The organism is Diaphorobacter sp. JS3050, from assembly GCF_013154915.1.
Taxonomy (GTDB): Bacteria; Pseudomonadota; Gammaproteobacteria; order Burkholderiales; family Burkholderiaceae_C; genus Diaphorobacter; species Diaphorobacter nitroreducens.
In genome coordinates this window covers 1,618,875-1,642,472 of the sequence record NZ_CP053553.1, presented here as the reverse complement: position 1 = coordinate 1,642,472, position 23,598 = coordinate 1,618,875, and the positions used below count along the sequence as shown (strand labels likewise).

At 66.7% G+C, this 23,598-nt stretch carries 24 protein-coding genes and 2 pseudogenes; 19 read left to right on the top strand and 7 right to left on the bottom strand.

Annotated features, from left to right (window positions below):
- The first annotated feature begins 31 nt into the window (after positions 1-31).
- Complete coding sequence (locus tag HND92_RS08075) at positions 32-979, top strand: DMT family transporter (protein ID WP_172206692.1); 948 nt, start codon at positions 32-34, stop codon at positions 977-979.
- A gap of 9 nt (positions 980-988) precedes the next feature.
- Here the strand turns inward: HND92_RS08075 and rraA are convergent, their stop codons facing one another.
- Positions 989-1,495, bottom strand: coding sequence for a ribonuclease E activity regulator RraA (gene rraA / locus HND92_RS08070; RefSeq protein ID WP_103737647.1), 507 nt, complete (start codon positions 1,493-1,495; stop codon positions 989-991).
- Between the two features lie 224 nt (positions 1,496-1,719).
- Here rraA and HND92_RS08065 point away from each other — a divergent pair, with 224 nt between their 5' ends.
- From HND92_RS08065 to hemP, 6 genes and pseudogenes are all read left to right on the top strand, one after another.
- Positions 1,720-2,010 carry an SWIB/MDM2 domain-containing protein gene (locus tag HND92_RS08065; RefSeq protein WP_011805609.1) on the top strand — a complete coding sequence of 97 codons (291 nt, stop codon included), beginning with the start codon at positions 1,720-1,722 and terminating at the stop codon, positions 2,008-2,010.
- 188 nt (positions 2,011-2,198) lie between these two features.
- Positions 2,199-2,471 (top strand): bacterioferritin-associated ferredoxin, encoded by a 273-nt coding sequence (locus HND92_RS08060; RefSeq protein WP_015913041.1) that lies wholly within the window; start codon positions 2,199-2,201, stop codon positions 2,469-2,471.
- A 106-nt stretch (positions 2,472-2,577) separates the two neighbouring features.
- Positions 2,578-3,278: pseudogene (locus HND92_RS08055) on the top strand (energy transducer TonB).
- Positions 3,279-3,295: 17 nt separating this feature from the next.
- On the top strand, positions 3,296-4,012 hold the full coding sequence (locus HND92_RS08050) for a MotA/TolQ/ExbB proton channel family protein (RefSeq protein WP_011805612.1): 717 nt from the start codon (positions 3,296-3,298) through the stop codon (positions 4,010-4,012).
- A 6-nt stretch (positions 4,013-4,018) separates the two neighbouring features.
- A complete protein-coding gene (locus HND92_RS08045) occupies positions 4,019-4,429 on the top strand; it encodes a biopolymer transporter ExbD (protein WP_011805613.1) in 411 nt (136 codons plus the stop codon).
- A gap of 196 nt (positions 4,430-4,625) precedes the next feature.
- Positions 4,626-4,835, top strand: a complete 210-nt coding sequence (gene hemP, locus HND92_RS08040; protein ID WP_011805614.1) for a hemin uptake protein HemP — start codon at positions 4,626-4,628, stop codon at positions 4,833-4,835.
- Between the two features lie 222 nt (positions 4,836-5,057).
- Here the strand turns inward: hemP and HND92_RS08035 are convergent, their stop codons facing one another.
- Complete coding sequence (locus tag HND92_RS08035; RefSeq protein WP_011805615.1) at positions 5,058-5,465, bottom strand: heme-binding protein; 408 nt, start codon at positions 5,463-5,465, stop codon at positions 5,058-5,060.
- A 228-nt stretch (positions 5,466-5,693) separates the two neighbouring features.
- On the opposite strand from HND92_RS08035, the gene HND92_RS08030 reads away from it, so the two are divergent.
- Positions 5,694-6,386, top strand: coding sequence for a Bax inhibitor-1/YccA family protein (locus HND92_RS08030; protein WP_172206691.1), 693 nt, complete (start codon positions 5,694-5,696; stop codon positions 6,384-6,386).
- A gap of 113 nt (positions 6,387-6,499) precedes the next feature.
- The gene (locus HND92_RS08025) at positions 6,500-6,886 is read left to right on the top strand and encodes a hypothetical protein (RefSeq protein WP_011805617.1); all 387 of its coding nucleotides are present in this window, start codon (positions 6,500-6,502) and stop codon (positions 6,884-6,886) included.
- A 76-nt stretch (positions 6,887-6,962) separates the two neighbouring features.
- Here HND92_RS08025 and rlmD read toward each other — a convergent pair whose 3' ends face one another.
- Together rlmD and HND92_RS08015 are read right to left on the bottom strand one after the other, a co-directional pair.
- Positions 6,963-8,411 (bottom strand): 23S rRNA (uracil(1939)-C(5))-methyltransferase RlmD, encoded by a 1,449-nt coding sequence (gene rlmD / locus HND92_RS08020; protein WP_172206690.1) that lies wholly within the window; start codon positions 8,409-8,411, stop codon positions 6,963-6,965.
- A 49-nt stretch (positions 8,412-8,460) separates the two neighbouring features.
- Positions 8,461-8,784, bottom strand: coding sequence for a hypothetical protein (locus tag HND92_RS08015; protein ID WP_172206689.1), 324 nt, complete (start codon positions 8,782-8,784; stop codon positions 8,461-8,463).
- Between the two features lie 137 nt (positions 8,785-8,921).
- Between HND92_RS08015 and HND92_RS08010 the strand changes: the two genes are divergently transcribed.
- From HND92_RS08010 to HND92_RS07990, 5 genes are all read left to right on the top strand, one after another.
- On the top strand, positions 8,922-9,476 hold the full coding sequence (locus tag HND92_RS08010) for a sigma-70 family RNA polymerase sigma factor (protein WP_172206688.1): 555 nt from the start codon (positions 8,922-8,924) through the stop codon (positions 9,474-9,476).
- A 15-nt stretch (positions 9,477-9,491) separates the two neighbouring features.
- The gene (locus HND92_RS08005; protein WP_172206687.1) at positions 9,492-9,947 is read left to right on the top strand and encodes an anti-sigma factor; all 456 of its coding nucleotides are present in this window, start codon (positions 9,492-9,494) and stop codon (positions 9,945-9,947) included.
- Entirely contained in the window at positions 9,944-10,414 is a 471-nt protein-coding gene (locus HND92_RS08000) for a Spy/CpxP family protein refolding chaperone (protein ID WP_172206686.1), read from the top strand. The genes HND92_RS08005 and HND92_RS08000 overlap by 4 nt, the downstream gene beginning before the upstream one ends.
- A gap of 136 nt (positions 10,415-10,550) precedes the next feature.
- Entirely contained in the window at positions 10,551-11,030 is a 480-nt protein-coding gene (locus HND92_RS07995) for a hypothetical protein (protein WP_172206685.1), read from the top strand.
- Positions 11,031-11,181: 151 nt separating this feature from the next.
- On the top strand, positions 11,182-11,529 hold the full coding sequence (locus tag HND92_RS07990) for a DUF4148 domain-containing protein (protein ID WP_172206684.1): 348 nt from the start codon (positions 11,182-11,184) through the stop codon (positions 11,527-11,529).
- Between the two features lie 55 nt (positions 11,530-11,584).
- On the opposite strand, the gene HND92_RS07985 is transcribed toward HND92_RS07990, so the two are convergent.
- Complete coding sequence (locus HND92_RS07985; protein ID WP_011805624.1) at positions 11,585-12,064, bottom strand: Lrp/AsnC ligand binding domain-containing protein; 480 nt, start codon at positions 12,062-12,064, stop codon at positions 11,585-11,587.
- 72 nt (positions 12,065-12,136) lie between these two features.
- On the opposite strand from HND92_RS07985, the gene putA reads away from it, so the two are divergent.
- Positions 12,137-15,859 carry a trifunctional transcriptional regulator/proline dehydrogenase/L-glutamate gamma-semialdehyde dehydrogenase gene (putA, locus tag HND92_RS07980; RefSeq protein WP_172206683.1) on the top strand — a complete coding sequence of 1,241 codons (3,723 nt, stop codon included), beginning with the start codon at positions 12,137-12,139 and terminating at the stop codon, positions 15,857-15,859.
- A 65-nt stretch (positions 15,860-15,924) separates the two neighbouring features.
- Here putA and HND92_RS07975 read toward each other — a convergent pair whose 3' ends face one another.
- Positions 15,925-16,530, bottom strand: a complete 606-nt coding sequence (locus HND92_RS07975) for a 2'-5' RNA ligase family protein (protein ID WP_172206682.1) — start codon at positions 16,528-16,530, stop codon at positions 15,925-15,927.
- 415 nt (positions 16,531-16,945) lie between these two features.
- Here HND92_RS07975 and dsrO point away from each other — a divergent pair, with 415 nt between their 5' ends.
- The 4 genes and pseudogenes from dsrO to HND92_RS07955 all read left to right on the top strand — a co-directional run.
- Positions 16,946-17,728, top strand: a complete 783-nt coding sequence (gene dsrO / locus HND92_RS07970) for a sulfate reduction electron transfer complex DsrMKJOP subunit DsrO (RefSeq protein WP_172206681.1) — start codon at positions 16,946-16,948, stop codon at positions 17,726-17,728.
- 17 nt (positions 17,729-17,745) lie between these two features.
- Positions 17,746-18,789 carry an NrfD/PsrC family molybdoenzyme membrane anchor subunit gene (nrfD, locus tag HND92_RS07965; protein ID WP_172206680.1) on the top strand — a complete coding sequence of 348 codons (1,044 nt, stop codon included), beginning with the start codon at positions 17,746-17,748 and terminating at the stop codon, positions 18,787-18,789.
- 100 nt (positions 18,790-18,889) lie between these two features.
- Positions 18,890-22,084, top strand: a complete 3,195-nt coding sequence (locus tag HND92_RS07960) for a tetrathionate reductase subunit A (protein ID WP_172206679.1) — start codon at positions 18,890-18,892, stop codon at positions 22,082-22,084.
- A 287-nt stretch (positions 22,085-22,371) separates the two neighbouring features.
- Positions 22,372-22,481 (top strand): annotated as a pseudogene (locus HND92_RS07955) (transposase domain-containing protein); the annotation flags it as partial.
- Between the two features lie 156 nt (positions 22,482-22,637).
- Here HND92_RS07955 and HND92_RS07950 read toward each other — a convergent pair.
- Positions 22,638-23,525 carry a LysR substrate-binding domain-containing protein gene (locus HND92_RS07950; protein WP_015913025.1) on the bottom strand — a complete coding sequence of 296 codons (888 nt, stop codon included), beginning with the start codon at positions 23,523-23,525 and terminating at the stop codon, positions 22,638-22,640.
- Positions 23,526-23,598: the final 73 nt, after the last annotated feature.

Here is a 23,598-nt window from a genome sequence, read left to right as displayed (position 1 = left end):
TGATGGAGCCTCCGTTCGGAATCTTCATCAGATGCCAAACCGCCCCACCGCATACCTTTGCCTGGCGCTCAGCATGATGCTGGTGGGTGCCTACGTGGCGCTCTCCAAGCCGCTGGCCGCGGCGTTCCCCGTGCTTTTGCTGGCGTGGTTGCGTTTCGGTATCGGCGCAATGGCCATGCTCGGATGGTTGAAGAAGCCGCACCAGGAGCCACCTCTGACGCGGCAGACCCAAGGCCTGCTTTTTCTGCAGTCGCTGCTGGGCAACTTTCTGTTCACCGTTTGCATGATCTACGGCGTGAGCCTGACCAGCGCCACCTCTGCCGGGGTGATCATGGCGACCATCCCCGCATGTGTGGCGGTCATGAGCTGGCTGTTCCTGCGTGAACAGGTGGCGACCCGCACCTGGGTGGCGGTGGCCTGCGCAGTGGCGGGTATTGTGCTGTTTGCGCTATCCAAACCAGAGCACTCCGCACACGCCAGCAATGCCCTACAGCCCGAAAATGCCCAAAACTTGCAATGGCTGGGCTATGCCCTGCTGCTGGCCGCATCGCTGTGCGAGGCCGCCTATTCCGTCATCGGCAAGAAGCTCACCGGCGCGCTGGGGCCACGGCGCATCACGGCGCTGATCAACCTGTGGGGCTTCATGCTCTCGATGCCTTTCGGGCTGTATTTCGCCCTGTACTTCGACTTCACGGCCGTACGCTGGCCCACTTGGTTGCTGCTGGTGTTCTACGCCATGGCAGCATGCATGTGGAGCGTGTGGCTGTGGATGACCGGCCTGAAGACCGTCCCCGCCGCGCAGAGCGGCGTATTCACCGTGCTGCTGCCGGTGAGCGCGGCGCTCGTGGGCGTGCTGGCGCTGGGCGAGCGCTTCACGACCATGCAGTTCATGGCCTTTGGCATCGCACTGGCCAGCGTCGTACTGGCCACGATGCCCGCACGGCTGCCGTGGCGCACCGACCGCGATATGCGTGCCTGACCGGCGGCGTTACAGCGCGTGGTCGCTGATCACGATGCCGTCGGCATCCGCATACAGCCAGTCGCCCGGCCGCACCCACACGCCCTGTACCTGCACCGCCACGTCAGAAAGCCCTTCGCCCCGCTTTTCGGTGGGCAACGGCATGAGTGCGAGTGCGCGGATACCCACGCGCTCGGCATTCAGTTCTGCCACGTCGCGCACGCAGCCATTCACAACGATACCGGCCCAGCCATTGCGCGCCGCGCTGGCTGCCAGATTGCCCCCCACCAGCGCGCGACGCAGCGAAGCTCCACCGTCCACCACCAACACGCGCCCGTTGCCCGGCGAATCCACGGCCGCCTTGACCAGCGTGTTGTCCTCGAAGCATTTCACCGTGCTCACGGGACCGCTGAAAGCGGGGAGCGCTCCGTAGCTCTGGAACACGGGCGGCAGCACGCGGAACGCGCCACTGTCGTCACCCTTGTGGGCGTCGCAGAGATCGCAGGTGCTGATGGCCGGGGTCGGGTGTGCAGACATGGAAGGGAAGCCTTTCTGTGCATAAAGGGGGATGGTGCGCCGCAGCAAGCTGCGGTGGCGCATTCTCGCGCGTGACGGCGGTTGGCCGCCAGAGCAACAAATCGAGGCAAAAAAGAGGCAGCTCGCCTTGGAAACCGGTTTTTTTCCCAGTAGCATCACCGCTGCCAGTGGAGCTGCGGCGTTCGCTGGTGACATATTTCATTTCCAACAAGGAACAACCCAACATGGCAACTGCAAAGACCGCGTCCGCAGCACCCGCAAAGAAGCGCACCCCCAACGCCGCTTTCATGAAGCCCCTGACCCCCAGCCCCGCTCTGGCGGCCGTGGTCGGCGCCACCCCGCTGCCGCGCACGGAGATCATCAGCAAGCTGTGGGTGTACATCAAGGCGCACAACCTGCAGGACGCCTCCAACAAGCGCATGATCAACGCGGATGCCAAGCTCAAGGAAGTGTTCGGCAAGCCCCAGGTCTCGATGTTCGAAATGGCCGGGCTGATTGGCAAGCACGTCAAGTAATCTGCCCTGCCAGGCTCTCTGCGAGAGCCAGGCGAACAAAAACCGGCATGCGCATGCCGGTTTTTTTTTCGCCTGCAAGGCACTCGGCAATGGTTTCTTACACGGCAGTGGGGTCAAGGACTGCAAATGCGATGAATTCGCATTTATAATCAGTTCATCGTCCATAGCCAGCCACGACTGCCTGCACCATGATCGTCTGTGTTTGCCACCGCGTTTCCGACCGGGAGATTGCACGCCACGCGCGCGCAGGTATGAGCTTCGATGAGATTCAGTTCGAGTTGGGCGTCGCCACCCAGTGCGGCCGCTGCGAAGACTGTGCCCGCGATGTCGTGGCGCAGTGCTGCGCATCGCAGCCGGTGGCCGCCCTGTACAAGGACACCGATCCCACAGCCGTCCAGCTTGCCACCCTCATCCCGGAAGGCAAGGCATGCAACTGTTCTACGCACTCGCAGGAAGTCTGATCATCGTCATATGCTCGGTCTGGTGGATCCTGCATAAATAGACCGCCTATTCAAGGCTTTTTGGCCTTTCGACCAAGCTGGACAAGCGCCAGCAGCTATCATTTTTATGTCCTCTGACCGATACGGCTCCCCCGGGGGCTTGAGCCGCAATGCCGTGATCGCAGGCTCCGTGGTGGTGCTGCACGTGGCCGGCCTGTGGGCCCTGCAATCGGGTCTGGTGCGCAAGACGGCGGAGATCATCATCCCTGCTGAGGTGTTGAGCGAATTCATCGCGCCGCCCGCGCCTCCGGCCCCACCAGTCCCCCCCGCTCCGCCGCCGCCCAAACCAGCCCCGGCGCCGCCCAAACCCGTGGCGCCCAAGCCGCGCCCCGCTCCCATGCCCGTGGCGGTCCCCGACCCGACACCCGCCCCGCCGCGCCCACGGGCGTCGTAGAGCCTCAGCCCCCGGCCCCGCCGGTTGCGGCCGCGCCCGTCACCGCACCGGCGGCCCCCGCGGCTCCACCGGCGCCGGCCGCACCCAGCATCGAGTTGCCCTCCAGCGACGCGAGCTACCTGAACAACCCCAAGCCCGTCTACCCCGCCGTGAGCAAGCGGCTGGGAGAACAAGGCAAAGTGATGCTGCGCGTGCTCATCGGCACCGACGGACTGCCGCAGAAAGTGGAGGTCAAGCAGTCCAGCGGTTTCGAGCGCCTGGACCGCCAGGCCATCGACGCCGTCATGCGCTGGCGCTTCGTACCCGGCAAGCGCAACGGCGTGCCAGAAGCCATGTGGAATCTGGTCCCGATCAATTTCGTTCTCCAACAATAAGTCTCGCAGGAGTTTTCATGGAATCGCATTTCGGCATTGCCAATGTCTGGGTACAGGGCGACTTCGTCACCCGTGCCGTCGCTGTGCTGCTCATCGGCATGTCGCTGGCATCGTGGATCGTCATCATCATCAAGGCGCTGGACATCCTGAAGTTCAAGAAACACGCCCGCCAGGCACGCGACTTCTGGCACAGCGAAGACTTCGCCGCCGGCCTGACCAAGCTGGGCTCCGACCCGAGCAACCCCTTTCGCCACCTTGCATTGGAAGGCCGCGAAGCCACGCAGCACCACCGCAACACGCAGGCCCATCTGCACGACAGCCTGGATGTGAGCGACTGGGTCACGCGCTGCCTGCGCAATTGCATCGACGAGTTCACGGCGCGCGTGCAGTCGGGCCTGGCCATCCTGGCCTCCGTGGGCTCCACGGCGCCATTCATCGGCCTCTTCGGCACCGTGTGGGGTATCTACCATGCGCTGGTGGCCATCGGCGCCTCGGGCCAGTCGACCATCGACAAGGTGGCCGGCCCGATCGGCGAGGCGCTGATCATGACCGCGCTGGGCCTGGCCGTGGCCATTCCCGCCGTGCTGGGATACAACGCCCTGGTGCGGGGCAACAAATCCATCCTGCACAGCCTCAACAGCTTTGCGCACGATCTGCACGCCTACTTCGTCACCGGCGCGCGCGTTTCGGTACACGGCGAGGCGGCCAAGGTGCTGCCCATCAAGAAAGGCTGATGCGCCATGGCTTTCGGAACCCAGGACGATGCCGACGAGGTGATGAACGAAATCAACATGACGCCGCTGGTGGACGTCATGCTGGTGCTGCTCATCATCTTCATCATCACCGTGCCGGTGATGAAGCACGCGGTGCCGGTGGACCTGCCGCGTGCGTCCAACGAGCGCGAAATCATCAAGCCCGAAACCATCCGCCTGTCGGTGACGGCCGACGGCAAGTACCACTGGAACGAGACCACGATCGGCGACGACGAGCTGGAGCCGCGCCTGCAGGCCGAGGCCCGCAAGGACCCGCAGCCGGACCTGCACATCCGCGGCGACAAGGACGTGCGCTACGAGCGCGTGGCGCAGGCGATGTCGGCGGCGCAACGCGCGGGCGTGCGCAAGATCGGCTTCGTGACCGACCCGGCGCCCTGACGCACCACGGCCGCGCCGGCGCGCCGGCCTTCACAGCAGCAGCCCCACGGGCGGCGCAGCAGCGTCGCCAGCGCCACCTGCGGGGGCTGCCTCTTGCATCTGGATACGAATCGACAGGAAATTTTCAGCCCCGGATGCTTGATCTTTAATTGAGAATGGTTATCATTTGATCACCGTAACGCACCGAGACTTCACCATGCATGCCAGCCTGACCGCACCGTCCGCACTGACCGCACCCCGCATGTTCGCAGTGCCCGCCGATTCCAGCCCGGCGTCCCACGCCGAAGGCCGCGCGGTCGACAGCAGCACCCTGCTGCGCGGCCAGAAGGCCGTGGCCATCGTGCACAACGGCGCCGTCTACCGGCTGCAGGCCACCAAACTCGGCAAGCTGATCCTGACCAAATAAGTTTCATCGTGGGGCGACTCCAGGACCTCGGTCCGAAGGGTCGTATTGGCCAGCCAACGGGCATGCCCGCGTAGCCAGGCTTTTTTTCCCTGCACACCCATGCAAAAAACCGGAGCACGCGCCGGTTTTTCTGTTGGAACCCAATATGTTTTTGGCCTCCAGCGCCCTTCCAACAAGCGCTAGCAGCTATCAAAACAATAGCAATCCAGTCCCGATGAGTGCTTACAGCCCGATCGCCGCAATCCCCGCGCGCGCAATCTGCGCGTCCTCATGGGACTTCACGCCGCTCACGCCCACGGCGCCCAGGCACTGGCCGTTCTTCATGATGGGTACGCCGCCTTCCAGCATGCCCTGCAGCGCAGGCGCGCTCAGGAAGGCCGTGCGGCCGCCGTTGATCACGTCTTCATAGCCCTTGCTCTCGCGGCGGCCCAAGGCGGCCGTGTGGGCCTTGGCCGGCGCGATGTGCGCGGACACCGCTGCCGCCCCGTCCAGGCGCTGCAGCCACAGCAGATGTCCGCCGTCGTCCACGATGGCGATGGTCACGGCCCACTGGTTCTTCAGGGCCTCGGCCTCGGCGGCGGCGGCGATCAGCTTGACGTCGGAGAGTTCAAGTTCGGGTTTGGTCTTCATGAGGCAGTCCTGCAGGAGGTGGGTGGATGCGCCCGGCCAGCCGGCAGGGCGCGCAACGGGAAAACGAAAAGCATAGTGCCAGCGGGCCCGCCCAATGCCCCGCCGCAGGGCAAAAGAATGCAACCCATAAAGTACGGGATGGTGCGCGGGTATTGCATTCGGCGCCAAAAGCCACCACCTAGAATCATTCGGGTCTGCGCTGTGCAGGCCAATCAGGAGAGAAACCAGATGAACCCAGAAATCACCAGTGTCGGCTCCGCGGGCTATGGCATCTCGCAGGAGCAGCGCCACCGCGTGCTGCGCAACACGTACTGGCTGCTGGCGCTCAGCCTGCTGCCCACCGTGTTGGGCGCCTGGATCGGCGTGGCCACGGGCATCACGCAGTCGCTGCGCGGCGGCCTGGGGCTGATCGTGTTCCTCGGCGGCGCCTTCGGCTTCATGTTCGCTATCGAGAAAACCAAGCGCTCGGCCGCGGGCGTGCCGGTGCTGCTGGCCTTCACCTTCTTCATGGGCCTGATGCTGTCGCGCCTGATCGGCATGGTGCTGGGCTTCAAGAACGGCAGCGACCTCGTCATGACGGCCTTCGCCGGCACGGCGGGCGTGTTCTTCGTCATGGCCAGCCTGGCCAGCGTCATCAAGCGCGACCTGTCGGGCATGGGCAAGTGGCTGTTCGTGGGCGCGCTGGTGCTCATGGTGGGCGCCATCATCAACGTGTTCGTCGGCTCGTCGGCGGGCATGATGGCCATCTCGGTGGCAGCGATCGGCATCTTCAGCGCCTACATGCTGTACGACCTGAAGCAGATCCTGGACGGCGGCGAGACCAACTACATCAGCGCCACACTGGCGCTGTACCTGGACATCTTCAACGTGTTCCAGAGCCTGCTGGCCCTGCTGGGCATCATGGGCGGCGAGCGCGACTGAACGGCCTTCCCACCGCACAAGCGTCGCAAGGCCCCGATTTCCGGGGCCTTTTTCACGTCCGCCCTTGGCTGACAGCCTCAACTTGACGGCACGCCTGCCGATAACACCTGTACATGCTGCCTCGCCACCCCCCCCTCCTTGCCGCCGGCGCTCGCGCCGCCCTGATCGCTGCCGCGCTGCTGCCGCTGGCGGGTTGTGAGATTCCCGGCATGGGGCCGGACCCGCGCGTGGCCCAGCGTGAGGCCGAGGCCAAGGCCATCGGTGGCGCCTGCCGGCATGCGCTGCGCGGGCTGGAGGACTGCTTCACGCTGAACCCCAAGGCCCCCAAGGCCCAGGTGTTCGCGGGCTGGAAGGACATGGATCTGTACATGCGCGAGAACAAGATCGAGGGCACGGCCTCGGTGCTCACGCAGTTGGAGAAAAAGCCCGCCAGTCGCCGCGCAAGCGACGAAGAGGCGGACCTGCAGACCGAGGGTCGCACCTCCCGCAACCGCAGCTGATGCTATCCAAACGATAGCTGCTGGCGCTTGCTAGGCAAGCGCCCCTGGCCAAAAACGTCTTGAGCCACCGCGGGCGTCAGCCCCGCTCGAACACTGCCATGCTCTCCACATGGGCCGTGTGCGGAAACATGTTGACCACCCCCGCCGCCACACAGCGGTAGCCCGCCTGGTGCACCAGCAGGCCCGCGTCCCGCGCCAGCGTGGCGGGGTTGCAGCTCACGTAGACGATGCGCCGGGGCGGCTGCCAGCCTTCGTGCCCAGCGGGCAGCGGCGGCGCGTCCTCGGCACCGATGCGCGCCTGGTGGATGTCCGCCAGCGCCTTGGACAAGGCGAACGCCCCCTCGCGCGGCGGGTCCACCAGCCATTTGTCGGAGGCGCCATCGGCAATGAGCATCTCAGGCGTCATCTCGAACAGGTTGCGCGCTACAAAGCTGGTAGCTGCCAGCGCAGATCCATCTTGCCTTTGGGCCTGATTTGACTGGTAATTCTCGCGCGAACGCGCCACCAGCGCCTCGCTGCCCTCGATGCCCAGCACCTCGCGCGCCTGGGTGGCGATGGGCAGCGTGAAGTTGCCCAGGCCACAGAACCAGTCGATCACGCGCTCGTCCTTGCGCGCGTCCAGCAGGCGCAGCGCGCGCGTGACCAGCACGCGGTTGATGTGCGGGTTGACCTGCGTGAAGTCGGTGGGTTTGAAGGGCATGGTGATGCCGAAGTCGGGCAGCCCATAGGCAAGCGGCTCGCCGCCCTCGTCCAGCAGATGCACCGTGTCCGGCCCCTTGGGCTGCAACCACCATTGCACGCCATGCACGGCGGCAAAGGCGCGCAACTTGTCTTTGTCCTCCGGGGACAGCGGCTCCAGGTGGCGCAGCACCAGCGCCGTGACCGTATCGCCGCAGGCCAGCTCGATCTGCGGGCAGGTGTCGCGTGCGGCCATGCTGCCGATCAGGGCGCGCAGCGGCATCAGCATGGCGTCCACATGCGGCGGCAGGATCTTGCAGGTCTCCATGTCGGCGATGTAGCGGCTCTTGCGCTCGTGAAAGCCCACGAGCACCTTGTCCTTCTTGGGCACGTAGCGCACGGACAGGCGCGCGCGGTAGCGGTAGCCCCAGGCAGGGCCTTCAATGGGGCGCAGGATGGTCTCGGCCTTCACTTTCCCCAGGTGCCAGAGGTTGTCTTCCAGCACGCGCTGTTTCACGGCCACCTGGGCCGCCACGTGCAGATGCTGCATCTTGCAGCCGCCGCAGGCGCCCGCGTGCAGGCCGAAGTGCGGGCAGCCGGGCTGTACGCGCTGGCTGGACTGGCGGTGGACTTCCGTGAGGCTGGCCTGCTCCCAGTTGTTCTTCTTGCGGTGGGTGTTGGCGCTGACCAGCTCGGTGGGCAGTGCGCCGTCGATGAACACCACCTTGCCATCGGGCTTGCGCGCGACGCCTTGGGCGTCCATGTCCATGGCGGTGACTTCGAGCCAGCCGGGGGGAAGATCCGTGGAGGTGGGCGGTGGTGGGCTGAATTCTGTGGGGTCGCTCATGCCCCGATTGTCTCAGGCCGGCCCACCCCTGCCGCCGCGCGGGCGGCTTTCAGCTGCGGCTGGCGCGCGGCGCACGGGGCGCGGTGGGGGCGCCTGCAGCCGCATCCTTGCGGACCGCAGCCACATTGGAAGGCAGGCGGTTGACTTCCACCTCGCAGCCATAGTTGTCCAAGGAAAACACCAGCGTGCCGCCGGGCGCGACCAGGGGCAGGGTTTCGTGCAGGTTGCGCGACAGGTCCACAGGGGGGGTCTGCGAGCGGTAGATGACCTGCTGGTCTGCGCCATAGATCACGTAGCAAGTAGCCCACGCGCCCGGTGCAAACAGTCCGGCAATCATGGCGGCGGAGGCCGTGGCAAAGCGAATGGCTCGCATGAGGGTTCCCTTCCTTCTTGTGCTGTGAATGCGGCGCATTATTGCGGAGTTTGCGCCCGCCCCGGTAAGCGGCTGTTCCCGGCCCCGTGTCGACGGTTTCATGGAACTTTTGCTGCGGCCCTGCGTTGAAAGAGGCAATGCGCCCCCTGAGCCACCTTGAAGAGAGCGACTGCATCGCCCGCGCCCAGCGCGGCGAGGTCGCGGCGTTCTCCGAACTGGTGGCCCGCTACCAGGACCGCATCTACCGTTTTTTGTTCCGCATGACGCGCTCGCAGGAGGATGCGCGCGAACTCGCCCAGGAGACTTTCTTGAACGCCTACCAGGCACTGCCCCGCTGGCAGCCGGACGCACAACTGTCCACCTGGCTGTTTCGCATCGCGCGCAACCAGGCGTTGGACCTGTTGCGCCGCGCGCAGCGTGTCGCGTTCGTGGAACTGGACGAGACCCTGTCCGAGCAGGTGCCGGCGGCCACGCCCACGCCCGAGGCTGCACTGCAGGCCCGCCAGCGCATCAAAGCGCTGGAAGGCGCGCTGCAGCGGCTCTCGGTGGAGCACCGCGAGATCCTGCTGCTGCGCGACATCGAAGACATGGCCTACGAGGACATCGCCGAGGTGCTGGGCATCAGCCTGGGCACCGTCAAATCCCGCATTGCCCGCGCACGCGCCGGGCTGCTGCAACTCATGCCACGCTGAACGCAAGGAGCCGCCATGAACTGCCCTCGCACCGAAGACCTTTCCGCTTTGATCGACCATGCGCTGCCCGCGCATGCGCAGGTCGCGCTGCAGCAGCACCTGCACGCCTGCCCCCAGTGCAGCCAGCACCTTGCCGCATTGCAGACGCAGCGCCAGCAACTGCTGGCCCTGCCCTCGCCCGCGCTGGGTTTCGACCTGGCGGCGCAACTGCAGGACCGCCTGGCACACGACCTGGCGCAACGCCCCACCCGGTCCCGGCGCACCGGCTGGAACCTGCTGGGCTGGATGCCCACGGGCATCGCCGCGGGGGCCGCGCTGGTGTCCGGCGTCTGGCTGGGTGGGTTGCTGCTGGGCACGGGCGCGGCCCTTCCGGCTGCCAGCCCTGCCATGGCGCGCGTGTTCGACCCTGTGCCGCCAGGCGGGCTGTGCGCCGCCGCCGAAATCTGCCGTTTGCCGAGAACCCTGCCATGAAAAACCCTGTCTGGATTCGCACCCTGCTGGCCATCTCGCTGGCGCTCAACCTGGGCGTGGTTGCCGCACTGGTGCTGCGCCCTGCGCCGGACACGGTGCCCGAGGGGGGCGCGCCTCCCGTGGTCCACCTGCCCGAGTATCTGAAGCTCACCCCCGAACAGCGCGCGCGCTGGGAAGGAATGGAAACCCCCTTCCTCCATGACCTGTCGTCCAACTGGAGTGACATACGCCGCCACCGCGAAGCCCTGGTGCGCCACATCTTTGCTGACGCACCAGAGCGCACCGCCATTGACGCCGAGCAGGCCGCCATCGCCCGCCTGCAGGCCACGCAGCAACAGCGCGTGATTGACCAACTCTTGGCCGAGCGCGCCATGCTGAACGACGCCCAGCGCACGCGGCTGCTGCAATTGCTGCTGACCCGCTATGCAGAAGAAGCCACCGAGGAGGAAATGCTGCACCGCAAGTGAACGCCGAGATGAGAGAAGGAAAAAGGTGCAAATCAGATGGAACATTGAGGCACCCCCTTCGTTGAAGTAGGCAAGGCAGCCACACATTCCCTTGAGCGGCTGCCTTGATGGTTCAACTTTTCAACGGAGCATTCTCATGAACACCTTCACCGCACTGCTGCTGTCCGCCGCCCTGGCATCCCCGCTGGCCGTTTACGCCGCCGACGCACACAACCATGGCGGCAGTGCCGAAACCCACCAACTGCAGCTCAACGCCGGCAAGAAGTGGGAAACCGACGCGCCGCTACGCAAGGCCATGACGGCCGTGCGCGGATCGGTCACGCAGATCCTGCCCACCGCCCACTCGGGCAAGGCCACTCCGGCCGATTACGACGCCTTCGCCAACACCGTCAACCAGCAGGTCGCCTACATGGTGGAGAACTGCAAGCTGCCGCCCGCCGCCGATGCACAGCTGCACATCATCGTGGCCGACCTGATGACCGGTGCCGAGGCCGCGCAAGGCAAGCACGGCGAGGACAAGCGCGCCGAGGGCGTGGTCAAGGTGGCCCAGGCCTCCAATACCTACGGCAAGTACTTCAGCCACAGCGGCTGGAAGGCCATCCCGCTGTCCCACTAAGGGGCAGACCGCAAGTACAGGAGGGGCGGCTGCACACCCCGGTGCATGCCAGCCCCCTTCCAAGCATTCATCTGCTGTGAGCGCCCCCTTGCGCCCCCCTGCGCAAGGGCGGGATATGCACGCTCCGGCAAACCAACACAGGATATTGAACATGACGGGTCGCCGTCTTCCCCTTTTCTCCGTGATCGCAAGCGTGGCTGCCGTCGCAGCACTCGGTCTGCCAACGATGGCATCTGCCGGCTACTGGCACCCTGCCAACAACGAAGCGGGCGTGGTCGTTCACCCCGAGCACTTCAAGAGTGATCGGACCCGTGAGCAAGTCAGGGCAGAAACCGAGACCGCAGTGCGACAGGACCGCCTGTCCTATGGGGAAAGCAGCGTTCCGGAACCGGCACCCTCAACGACTTCGACCAGGACCCGCCAGCAGGTGATCGATGAGATGCGCAACGAAACATCGGCACAACACAGGCAACGCCCATCGCTGTACCCGGCGGGCTGATGGGAAACACAACGCCCGCACGACGCGGGCGTTGCGTCTTCCGTACCGAAGGGCTTCAACCCAGGTACAGGTGGTTGGAGTGCTTGACCTCTTCCATCACCGCGTAGGTGCGCGTCTCGCGCACGCCGGGCAACTGCCACAACACGGCGCCGGCGAACTGGCGGTAGGCATTCATGTCGGCGCAGCGCGTCTTGAGCAGGTAGTCGAAACCGCCGGCCACCATGTGGCATTCCATGACCTCGGGATGCACCTGCACCGCGGCCTTGAACTGGTCGAACACGTTGGGCGTGGTGCGGTCCAGCAGCACCTCCACGAACACCAGCATGCCCGCGCCCAGCTTGAGGGGATTGAGCCGCGCCTCATACCCCAGGATGTAGCCTTCGCGCGTGAGCCGCTGCACCCGCGCGAGCACGGCAGTGGGCGACAGCGCCACGGTCTCTGCCAGCTTGAGGTTGGAGATGCGCCCATCGTCTTGCAGGATCTTCAATATCCTGCGATCGATGCGATCCAGATCAGTGGGAAATTGGCCGGTCATTGAGCAAAAATTCGGTGGTGCTTGCCGATTTTAGTGATTCATTCGCCATTCACCCAAGGATGATGCGACCCCATGACAAACGCCGCCCCCCACGCCGCCCACTTTTCCCCTCGCCCCCGCGACACCGACCCGCTGCGCCTGGCGGTCACCCAGGCTTGCCGTCCGCCCGAGCCTGAGGCACTGGCGCCGCTGCTGGCGCAGGCGCGCCTGCCCGCTGCCATGGCGCAGGACATCCAGGCGCGCGCCCTGCGCCTGGCGCAAGGGCTGCGCCAGCGCGAACATGCCAGCGGGCGGTCCGGCCTGGTACAGGGGCTGCTGCAGCAGTTCGCGCTGTCCTCGCAAGAAGGCGTGGCGCTGATGTGCCTGGCCGAAGCGCTGCTGCGCATTCCCGACGCGGCCACGCGCGACGCGCTGATCCGCGACAAGATCGGTACGGGCGACTGGGCCGCGCACCTGGGCAAGAGCCCGTCGCTGTTCGTCAATGCGGCCACCTGGGGCCTGCTGCTCACCGGACGGCTGGTGACCACGCACAGCGAAGGGGGCTTGAAGGATGCGCTGCGCCGCATCACGGCACGCGGGGGAGAGCCGCTGATCCGCAAGGGCGTGGACGTCGCCATGCGCATGATGGGCGAGCAGTTCGTCACCGGCGAGACCATCGAACAGGCGCTGGGCAAGGCGCGCACCCTGGAGGCACGGGGCTTTCGCTATTCCTACGACATGCTGGGCGAGGCCGCGCTCACGGGACACGACGCCGACCGCTACATGCAGTCCTATGTGGATGCCATCCACGCCATCGGCCGCGCCAGCGCGGGCCGCGGCGTGTACGAAGGGCCCGGCATCTCCATCAAGCTCAGCGCGCTGCACCCGCGCTACGCACGCGCGCAGTGGCAGCGCGTGATGGACGAGCTGTACCCGCGCGTGCTGCAACTGGCGGAACTGGCGCACGGCTACGACATCGGCCTGAATATCGACGCCGAAGAGGCCGACCGGCTGGAACTGTCGCTGGACCTGCTGGAGCGCCTGTGCCATGCGCCGTCCCTCGCGGGTTTCAAGGGCATCGGCTTCGTGATCCAGGCCTACCAAAAGCGCTGCCCGCGCGTGATCGACTACTGCATCGATCTGGCGCGCCGCAGCGGCCACCGCCTGATGATCCGGCTGGTCAAGGGCGCGTACTGGGACAGCGAGATCAAGCGCGCCCAGGTCGATGGCCTGGCGGACTACCCCGTGTACACGCGCAAGGCGCACACCGATATTTCCTACATCGCCTGCGCACGCAAGCTGCTGGGCGCACCCGACGCGGTGTACCCCCAGTTCGCCACGCACAACGCGCAGACGCTGGCCACCATCTATGAGCTGGCGGGCCCCGCGGACTATCGCCCCGGCCAGTACGAGTTCCAGTGCCTGCACGGCATGGGCGAGCCGCTGTACGAGCAGGTGGTGCCCGAGCGCCCCTGCCGCATCTACGCCCCGGTGGGTACGCATGAAACGCTGCTGGCGTACCTGGTGCGCCGCCTGCTGGAAAACGGCGCCAACACCTCGTTCGTGAACCGCGTGGCCGACGCCACGCTGCCGCTGGAGGCGCTGATCGACAACCCCGTGGACACGGTGGATGCCGAGGCCCGCGCCGAAGGTGCCACCGGCCTGCCGCACCCGCGCATCGCGCTGCCCCCGCAGCTCTACGGCCCGGCGCGTGCCAATTCGCAGGGCCTGGACCTGGCGGCCGAGCCCACGCTGCAGTGCGTGGCCGACGCGCTGGCCGCCAGCGCCGCCACGCCGCTGGAAGCCACACCCCTCATCGCCGCCGGCGCTCCCGCCGGCCCGCGCGTCCCCGTGCGCAACCCTGCCGATGCCACCGATGTGGTCGGGCAGGTGCAGGAAGCCACCACCGCCGATGTGGACGCCGCGCTGCGGGCTGCCGCCGCGGCGCAGCCCGCCTGGGCTGCCACGCCACCCGCAGAACGTGCACGGCTGCTGCGCGCTGCGGCCGATGGGCTGGAACGCGATATGCCTGCCCTGCTGGCCCTGCTGATGCGCGAAGCCGGCAAGACCTGCGCCAACGCCGTGGCCGAGGTGCGCGAGGCGGTGGACTTCCTGCGCTATTACGCGGCGCAGGTGGATGGGCACTTCGACAACGCCACCCACCCGCCGCTGGGGCCGGTCACCTGCATCAGCCCCTGGAACTTCCCGCTGGCCATCTTCATGGGGCAGGTGGCCGCCGCACTGGCCGCGGGCAACGTGGTGCTGGCCAAGCCGGCAGAGCAGACGCCCCTCATTGCCTGCCAGGCCGTGCGCCTGCTGCACCAGGCCGGCGTGCCTGCCGCCGCCGTGCAGCTGCTGCCCGGCCGCGGCGAGACGGTGGGCGCGGCGCTGGTGGGCGACGCGCGCGTGATGGGCGTGATGTTCACCGGCTCCACCGAGGTGGCGCGGCTGCTGCAGCGCAGCCTGGCCGCACGGCTGGACGCCAGCGGCCGGCCCATTCCGCTGATTGCGGAGACAGGCGGGCAAAACGCCATGGTCGTGGACTCCTCCGCCCTGCTGGAGCAGGTGGTCGCGGACGTGCTCACCTCGGCCTTCGACAGCGCGGGCCAGCGCTGCTCCGCCCTGCGCGTGCTGTGCGTGCAGCGCGACTGCGCGGACCGGCTGCTGGAGATGCTGCGCGGCGCCATGCAGGAACTGCACATGGGCAACCCCACGCAACTGGCGGTGGACGTAGGCCCGGTGATCGACGAGGAGGCGCGCGCCACGATCGCGCGCCACATCGAGCGCCTGCGCGCCAGCGGCCGGCCGGTGTTCCAAAGCCATGCCGGTGGGCAGGGCACGGCGCATGGCACCTTCGTGCCGCCCACGCTGATCGAGCTGAACAGCATCACCGAGCTGGAGCGCGAGGTCTTCGGCCCCGTGCTGCACGTGGTGCGCTACGAGCGCGGCGAGCTGGACGCGCTGCTCGCGCAGATCAGCGCCACGGGCTACGGCCTCACCCAGGGTCTGCACACCCGCATCGACGAAACCGTGGCCCAGGTGCTGGCCCACAGCACGGCCGGCAACGTCTATGTGAACCGCAACATGGTGGGCGCCGTGGTCGGCGTGCAGCCTTTCGGCGGCGAGGGCCTGTCGGGCACGGGCCCCAAGGCAGGCGGCCCGCTGTATCTGCTGCGCCTGCTGTCGCGCCACCCGGCCAACGCCACGCACGGCGCGCTGGCGGCGACGGCCGTGCAGGTGCCCGACGCCAGCGCACAGCCCGCGCTGCTCGCCCCGCTGTCGGCGCTGGAGCACTGGGCCCATGCGCAAGGCAACGCAGCGCTGGCACAGGCCTGCGCGGCCCAGGCGCAGGCCAGTTGCGCGGGCCTGGCCTGCACCCTGCCCGGCCCCACCGGCGAGCGCAACACCTATCGGCTGCTGCCGCGCGAACGCGTGCTGTGCCTGGCCGACACGGACGAGGCGCTGCTGCTGCAGTTGAGCGCGGTGCTGGCCGCGGGCGCGCTTGCGCTCTGGCCGCAGGACGCTCAGGCCCTGTGCGCCACGCTGCCGAGCGAGGTGCGGGCGCGCATCGCCCTGGTGTCCGACTGGCGCGGCGATGGCCTGGGCTACGACGCCGTGCTGCATAGCGGCAGCCCGGACACGCGCCGCGTGGAATGCCAGCGCGTGGCCCTGCGCCCCGGCCCCATCGTGGGCGTGACGGCGGTGGACGGCCCCGCCGACGCACTGCAGGCGCCCCTGCGCCTGTTGCTGGAGCGCGCGGTCAGCATCAACACCACGGCGGCAGGCGGCAATGCCAGCCTGATGACCATGGCGTGATGCCAGGGTAAATTGGCCTCTAGCGCTTATCCATCAAGCGCCAACAGCTATATAAACGATAGCAATCAATCCGCCAGCGGCCATTCGCCCAACACCTCGTAAGGGCCGGGCGAGCCGCGCAGGTTGTGCAACAGCACGAAGCGGCGCACCGTCCATTCCAGCGGCGGCACGGGTTGCTCGGGCGCGGCCTGGCGGCTGTAGCACAGCGTCATGTGCGGGGTGATGTGCGGCGCATGGGGCACGCCGTCCAGCCCCCGCACCTGCGACCACAGCGCCGTGTGCAGCGCCTCGTACAACGCGATGAAGCCCTGCTGCCCGTCGGCGGGGCCGCAGAGCACGCAGGGCCGCTTGGCCTGCGGCGCGCGGCGAAAGCTCAACACCCGATCGAACCGCAGCGAGAACGCCCTCGCCCGCACCTGCTGCGCCGCGTCGCGCGCCCACTGCAGATGCCGGGGCGACAGCGCAGGCTCCCACCCCAGCGACAGCAGCGTGGCGTGCAGGCGCTGCGCGCGCACCTGCGCCTGCAGGTCGTGCCGCGCAATCAGCGTCTGCGCCAGATCGGCCGCAGCCTGCGCCGCTCCGGGCTCGGGCAGCACGGCAAAGAAAAGATGGTGGTTGGGGCGTGGCGCATCGGGCTCCACGCCGGCGAGCGGCAGTTGGTGAGCGTCCATGCGCCCCACTGTAGCGCCGCCCCTGGCCCTTGTGGGTAACAGGCACTCCGCCGGCGCGGGCAATAACCGATATTTTTAATCGGAATGGCGGCAATTGAGGCATATCGCCTCACCGCCCATTCATCGGCAATTTTCGGATTTTGGTACCCAGGATGGCATTCGTATCCCCAAGCCCAGAAGGCTGACTTCCCGCGGGGCCCGGAACCCGCACGTATGGCCGTTTGCGGCCGCTCCACATTCCATACGCAATTGCTCGGGATTATTTAATATTTCATTAATTTTCAATTAATAAACTAAAAAAGTTTAACCAAAACAATCCAAGAAGAATATCAACAAAGTCATTTGACGTTAATCAAACGGATAATCAGGATGCGAGGAGAATAATGCATCTACGCAGTAAATATTCAAAGTATTTATGTCAAAAAGTCCCCCCTCCCCCACCGCCTGCGCCGCGCCGCAACCCGGCAAGCGCACCTTCCTGCAAGAACTCGTCGGCCTGGCCACCGCCTTTGGCCTGGCCGGCGCCAGCCAGGCCGCCACACCCTTCGCGCCGGGCCAGCCGCCGCGCCGCCCCGGCATGGAGGGCAAGCGCTTCGGCATGCTGGTGGATCTGCGCAAGTGCATCGGCTGCCAAGCCTGCACGGTGAGCTGCTCGGTGGAGAACCAGCCGCCCATCGGCCAGTTCCGCACCACGGTGCTGCAGTACGAGATCAACAAGGATGACGGCAGCGCGCCCGCCATGGTCAGCCTGCCGCGCCTGTGCAACCACTGCGACGAGCCGCCCTGCGTGCCCGTGTGCCCGGTGCAGGCCACCTTCCAGCGCACCGACGGCATCGTGCTGGTGGACAACGAGCGCTGCGTGGGCTGCGGCTACTGCGTGCAGGCCTGCCCGTACGACGCGCGCTTCATCAACCACGAGACGCAGACGGCCGACAAGTGCACCTTCTGCGAGCACCGCCTGGAGGCCGGCCTGCTGCCCGCCTGCGTGGAAAGCTGCGTGGGCGGCGCGCGCGTGATCGGCGACCTGAACGACCAGGGCAGCGAGATCAACCGCCGCATGGCCGAACACAAGGAAGACCTCAAGGTGCTCAAGCCCGGCATGAACACTTCGCCGCGCGTGTACTACATCGGCCTGCCCGATGCGTTCGTCAACGGCGTGGACGGCCAGGCCAGCGTGCGCCTGCTGTCCGACCACTGAACCCCAAGGAGCGCACCATGCAAATCATCGAACTCCTGACCCCGCACTACGAGGCGGCCTGGCTGCCCTGGGCCGTGCAGTACTTCTTCCTGGTCGGCGTGGCCACCGGCGCCGCCATCCTGGCCGCGCTGTGCGCCTGGGGCAAAGACGGCGGCACGCTGCAGCGCCTGCTGCCCGCGGCCGTGCTGACGCTGGCCGTCAGCGCCATTGCCGCCCCCGTGTCGCTGCTGGCCGACCTCCACCAGCCCGCGCGCTTCTGGCACTTCTATGCGCACTTCACGCCCTGGTCGTGGATGTCGGTCGGCGCGCTGCTGCTGCCGGTGTTCGTCACGCTCAGCGTGGCCATGTGCGCCGCCTGGTGGCTGGGCAAGACTGGCTGGATGCGCCTGCTGGCGCCGCTGCTCGTGCTCTCGGCGCTCACCATTTCGGTCTATACCGGCGCCGAGATGATGGTGGTGCGCTCGCGCCCGCTGTGGAACACGCTGTGGGTGCCCGTCAACCTGGCGCTGACCGGCTGGCTGGCCACCGTGGGCGCGGCCTTCGTGCTGGAGCGCTTCCTGCCCGCCGCGCTGCGCCCCGGCGCTGAAGCGCTGCAGACGCTGCGCGGCATGGGCCTGGCGCTGGCCGGCGCGCTGCTGGTGGTGGCGCTGGCCTGGGCCGCGAGCGGCTTGGGCGGCGACAGCCCCTCGTTCAACGCCGCGCTGCGCCTGTGGAACGACTTCCCCGTGTGGCGCCTGACGATGATCGGCTCGGCCGTCGGTGGCGCCGCCGTGCTGGGCGCGCTGCTGCGCGGGCGCCACCGCCTGCATGCCAAGGGCTACACGCTGGTGCTGGGCCTGGGGCTGGCCGCCGCCTGGGCCTTCCGTTGGGCGCTGTTCATGGGCGTGCAGGGCGTGCCGAAGTTCGGCGCGGGCCTGTACCTGTACCACATGCCCCTGGGCGGCGACGGGCTGCTGGGCATGGTGGGTGTGGCAGGCCTGTGCGTGGCACTGGTCGGGCTGGCGAGCTGGGCGCTGGAGCTGTTCCCGGCCCGCAAGGCACCCACGGCCACCGCCGCCTGAAATTCATAGACAAATCGGCCTTTAGCGCAATATCAGCAAGCGCGAGCAGCTATCAATACTGAAGTGATACCCGCTGGCGCTGCCCTTGAAGGTACAGACCATGACTGACAAGAAACCGCATTCCTCTCCCGAGACCGAGGCCCACCCCGACGCCAACCGCCGCCGCCTGCTGCTGCGCGGCGGCGCGGTGGCCGGTGGCCTGGCGGCCTTTGCCGCCGGCTACGGCGAAACCGTGGCCAAGGGCGCCAAGGGGCTGGTGACCGGCACCTCGGGCACTGCCACCAAGAGCGCCACGCGTGGCAACTCGCTCACGCCCGAGTTCCGCATCGACCCCGTGACCGGCCAGCTCACCACCCAGCCGGGCCAGGTGGTCAGCCCCAGCAGCTGCCTGGGCTGCTGGACGCAGTGCGGCGTGCGCGTGCGCGTGGATACCGAGCACAACAAGATCATCCGCATTGCCGGCAACCCCTACCACCCGCTGGCCACCACGCACCACGCGCCCATGGAAACGCCCGTGCGCGAGGTGTACGCCCTGCTGGGCGGCGACAACGGCCTGGAAGGCCGCGCCACCAGCTGCGCGCGCGGCTCGGCCATGCTGGAGCACCAGACTGCGGCCCACCGTGTGCTCACCCCGCTCAAGCGCGTGGGCCCGCGCGGCTCCGGCCAGTGGAAGAGCATCTCGCTGGAGCAGCTGGTCAAGGAAATCTGCGAGGGCGGCGACCTGTTCGGCGAAGGCCATGTGGACGGCCTGGCCGCCATCCGCGACGTGCAAACGCTGATCGACCCCGAGAACCCCGAGTACGGCCCCAAGGCCAACCAGCTGCTGGTGACCGACGCCTCCAACGAAGGCCGCACCCCGCTCATCAACCGCTTTGCGCGCCAGTCCTTCGGCACGGTGAACGTGGCCAACCACGGCGCCTACTGCGGCCAGACCTACCGCGTGGGCACGGCGGCGGCCCTGGGCAACATCCCCGGCATGCCGCACGGCAAGCCGGACTGGAAGAACTCGCGCTTCGGCCTGTTCCTGGGCACGGCACCCGCACAGGCGGGCAACCCCTTCCAACGCCAGGGCCGCGAGCTGGCCGAGGCCCGCTCGCGCGACGACAACACCTACCGCTACGTGGTGGTGTCGCCCGTGCTGCCCATGTCGTCCAGCCACGCGGCCGGCGACAACAACCGCTGGCTGCCCATCAAGCCCGCCACCGACCTGGCGCTGGCCATGGCGCTGATCCGCTGGATCATCGACAACGAGCGCTACGACGCCAAGTACCTCACCCAGCCCGGCCCGGCCGCCATGGCCGCCGCCGGTGAGGCCAGCTGGAGCAACGCCACCCACCTGCTCATCAACGACCCCAAGCACCCGCGCTACGGCCAGTTCCTGCGCGGCGCCGACCTCGGCCTGCCCATGCCCGAGCCGGTGGACGAGAAGACCCCGGCCGAAGACGTGTACGTGGTGCAGGTGGCCGATGGCAACGGCGGCGTCAAGCTGGTGCCCCACACCGTGGCCGAGCCGGCCGAGCTGGTGGTGGAACGCGAGTTCACGCCCCTGAAGGCCGCGGGCGCCACCGAGGAGCCCGCGCCGATCGCCGTGTGCACATCGTTCGTCAAGCTGCGCGAGGAAGCGCGCCGCAAGACGCTGCAGGAATACTCCGACCTGTGCGGCGTGCCGGTGAAAGACATCGAAGACCTGGCGCGCGAATTCACCAGCCATGGCAAGCAGGCTGTGGCCAACTCGCACGGCGGCACCATGAGCGGCGCGGGCTTCTACACCGCCTACGCCATCGCCATGCTGAACAACCTGATCGGCAACCTGAACGTCAAGGGCGGCTGGGTGCTGGACGCTGGCCCGTTCGGCCCCTTCGGCCCCGGCCCGCGCTACAACTTCGCGCAGTTCGAGGGTGCGGTCAAGGCCACGGGCGTGGCGCTGTCGCGCACGCGCTTTCCGTACGAGAAGACCAGCGAGTTCAAGCGCAAGAAGGAAGCCGGCCAGAACCCCTACCCCGCCAAGGCGCCGTGGTACCCGGCGCCCGGGGGCCTGAGCAGCGAAATGCTGGCCGCCGGCCTGCTCGGCTACCCCTACCCGGTGAAGGCGTGGATCAACCACATGAGCAACCCGGTGTATGCCATCTGCGGCTTTGAGAACACGCTGGTCAGTGCCCTCAAGGACCCGAAGAAGCTGCCGCTGTTCGTGTCGGTGGACCCCTTCATCAACGAGACCTCGGCCCTGGCCGACTACATCGTGCCCGACACCGTCACGTACGAAAGCTGGGGCATCGGCGCCCCCTGGGCCGATGTGATTGCCAAGAGCAGCACCGTGCGCTGGCCCACCGTGGAGCCCGCCACCGCCAAGACGGCCGATGGCAAGCCGGTGAGCTTCGAGAGCTTCGTCTTTGCCGTGGCCAAGCAGCTGCAGCTGCCCGGCTTTGGCAAGGGCGCGATGAGCACCAAGGACGGCGAGCCGCTCGACCTGGAAAGTGCCGAAGACTTCTACCTGCGCGGCATGTGCAACATCGCCTACCAGGCCGGCAAGCCCGTGCCCGAAGCCAGCGACGACGACATCGCCCTCACCGGCGTCACCCGCTGGATGCCCGAAGTGGAAAAGCGCCTCAAGCCCGAGGAGGTGCGCCGCGTGGCCATGGTGATGAGCCGTGGCGGGCGCTTCGACAAGATCGAAGACGCCTGGAAGGGCGAGCAGATCAAGGCCGCCTACAAGTTCCCGGTGCAACTGTGGCACGAGGGCCTGGCCAAGATGCGCCACTCCATGACCGGCGAGCGCTACGTGGGCTGCCCCACCTGGTTCCCCACCCGCTTTGCCGACGGCAGCAGCATGCGCGAGCGCTTCACCGAGCAGGACTGGCCGCTGACCATGAGCAGCTACAAGTCCAACCTGATGAGCAGCATGTCGATCGCCGCCTCGCGCCTGCGCCAGGTGCACCCGCACAACCCCATCAGCCTGAACAAGGAGGATGCGGCCAAGCTCGGCATCGCCAACGGCGACCGCATCGAGGTCAGCACCCCCGGCGCCAAGCTGCAGGGCGTGGCCCTGGTGCGCAGCGGCATCGCCCAGGGCGCCCTGGCCATCGAATACGGCTACGGCCACAAGCAGCTGGGCGCCGCCATCCACACCGTGGACGGCAAGCCAATGGCCCACAACCCGCAGCACGGCAACGGCGTGAATCTGAACGCGCTGGGCTTTGCCGACCCCACCCGTCCCGCCAAGGACAACGTTTGGATCGACTGGGTGTCGGGGGCCGTGGTGCGGCAGGGGTTGCCGGTGAAGGTGCGGAAGGTGTGATGCCTGCCGGGTGCTGAGCACCGGGCGCTTGCGGGCGCAGGTGCTCTTGAATGTAAAAGCTCATCGCAACTGCGATGGGCTTTTTTTATCAGCGGCGGCTTTCGACCCTGAGCCGCCGTCCGATCTGTAACGAGCAACGGCTGCTTTGCAGCGGTTGCTGTCGGTCGCGGCCGTGACCTGAGTTCACGGTGCCTGGCACAAAGCTGTCATTGGCTCACCCAGCAGCGCGGCAGCATCGATGACCGGTATCGAGGGAGCTGCAGTCATGGTCTAGCACACGTCTCCCCATGAACGGGCACGACCCTACGCCTACCTGCGCGATGTCATGGCACGCCTGCCCATGCAGCCCGCCACCCAGATCGGCGAGCTGCTGCCATACCGCTGGCAGTCAGCCTGACAGCGCATATTCAGATACACGACCGCGCCCCGCAGTCAAGATGGGATCGCCGCGCGATTACGGGCGTCCTACAACCCTTAACTTAAGTCGGCCTACAGGCGAACAGTTGCCCCTCGGTCCCATGCCCCACGGCTGCATGGAATCCAAGTTCCATACCTAGGCAATTTTCTGACTTACGCTATGCGCCAAACCCAGGAAGGTCGAGATCAGAGGAGCTTGATGCCGCTCCTTTCTACAGATGAAGTGCACCTGTGTCGCCATGCTGGTGTCTGAAATAGTTAACTTAACAAGGCGAGGATCTGGCCTGTAGGCTGTTTCCGCCACGACGCCTAGGCCCAGCCCCTCCGCCACCGCCTCTCGAACGGACTCGCGGCTGCCCATCTCCAGAGCCACCTGCACCTCGACGCCTCGCTCCTTTAGTTCTTGTTCAAACACGCGTCTGGTCGTCGATCCTTCCTCTCGGATGACGAACCTCTGACCCTGCAGATCACGCAGTTTGAGAGTGGCCCGTTGCGCGAGTGGGTGTTGGGTGTTGCCGAATATCACCAATCGCTGGGTACGGTAAGCCGCGCCAAATAGATCTGGGTGAGCGACGTGATTGAGCACCATGCCCACGTCTCCCTGGTAGTCAAGAATCTTTTCGGTGATGGTTCGCGAGTCGCCTACGCCAACAGCCACGTTGACCTGGGGGAACTGTTTCATGAACAGCTTCAACACGGGCAGCACGTTGTGCGGCCCGATGGCATGGATGACCAGTCGCCCTACGTATTGATTTTTCGCAGCAGCGAGCAGTGCGTGCGCATCTTCCTCGCCACTGAAGGTACGCCGGGTGTAGTCCAACAGAGTGCGTCCAAAGGACGTGAGTTCAAGCCGCCGCCCGCGCCGATGAAAAAGCTCCACGCCGAAGTCGACCTCCAGGCGCTGTATGTGTGAAGAAACAGTCGGTTGTTGAATAGCGAGCACTCTCGCGGCAGCGGTCATGCTGCCGGCTCGGGCCGTTGCGTCAAAGGCCTTCAAGGCTGCGAGGAGGCTGAGTCCAGACATTGATGTGATCTATGGGTGCCCTCATTTTTAGGGATGAAAGTTTCATATTCATGACACCTTGGTCACCCAGACT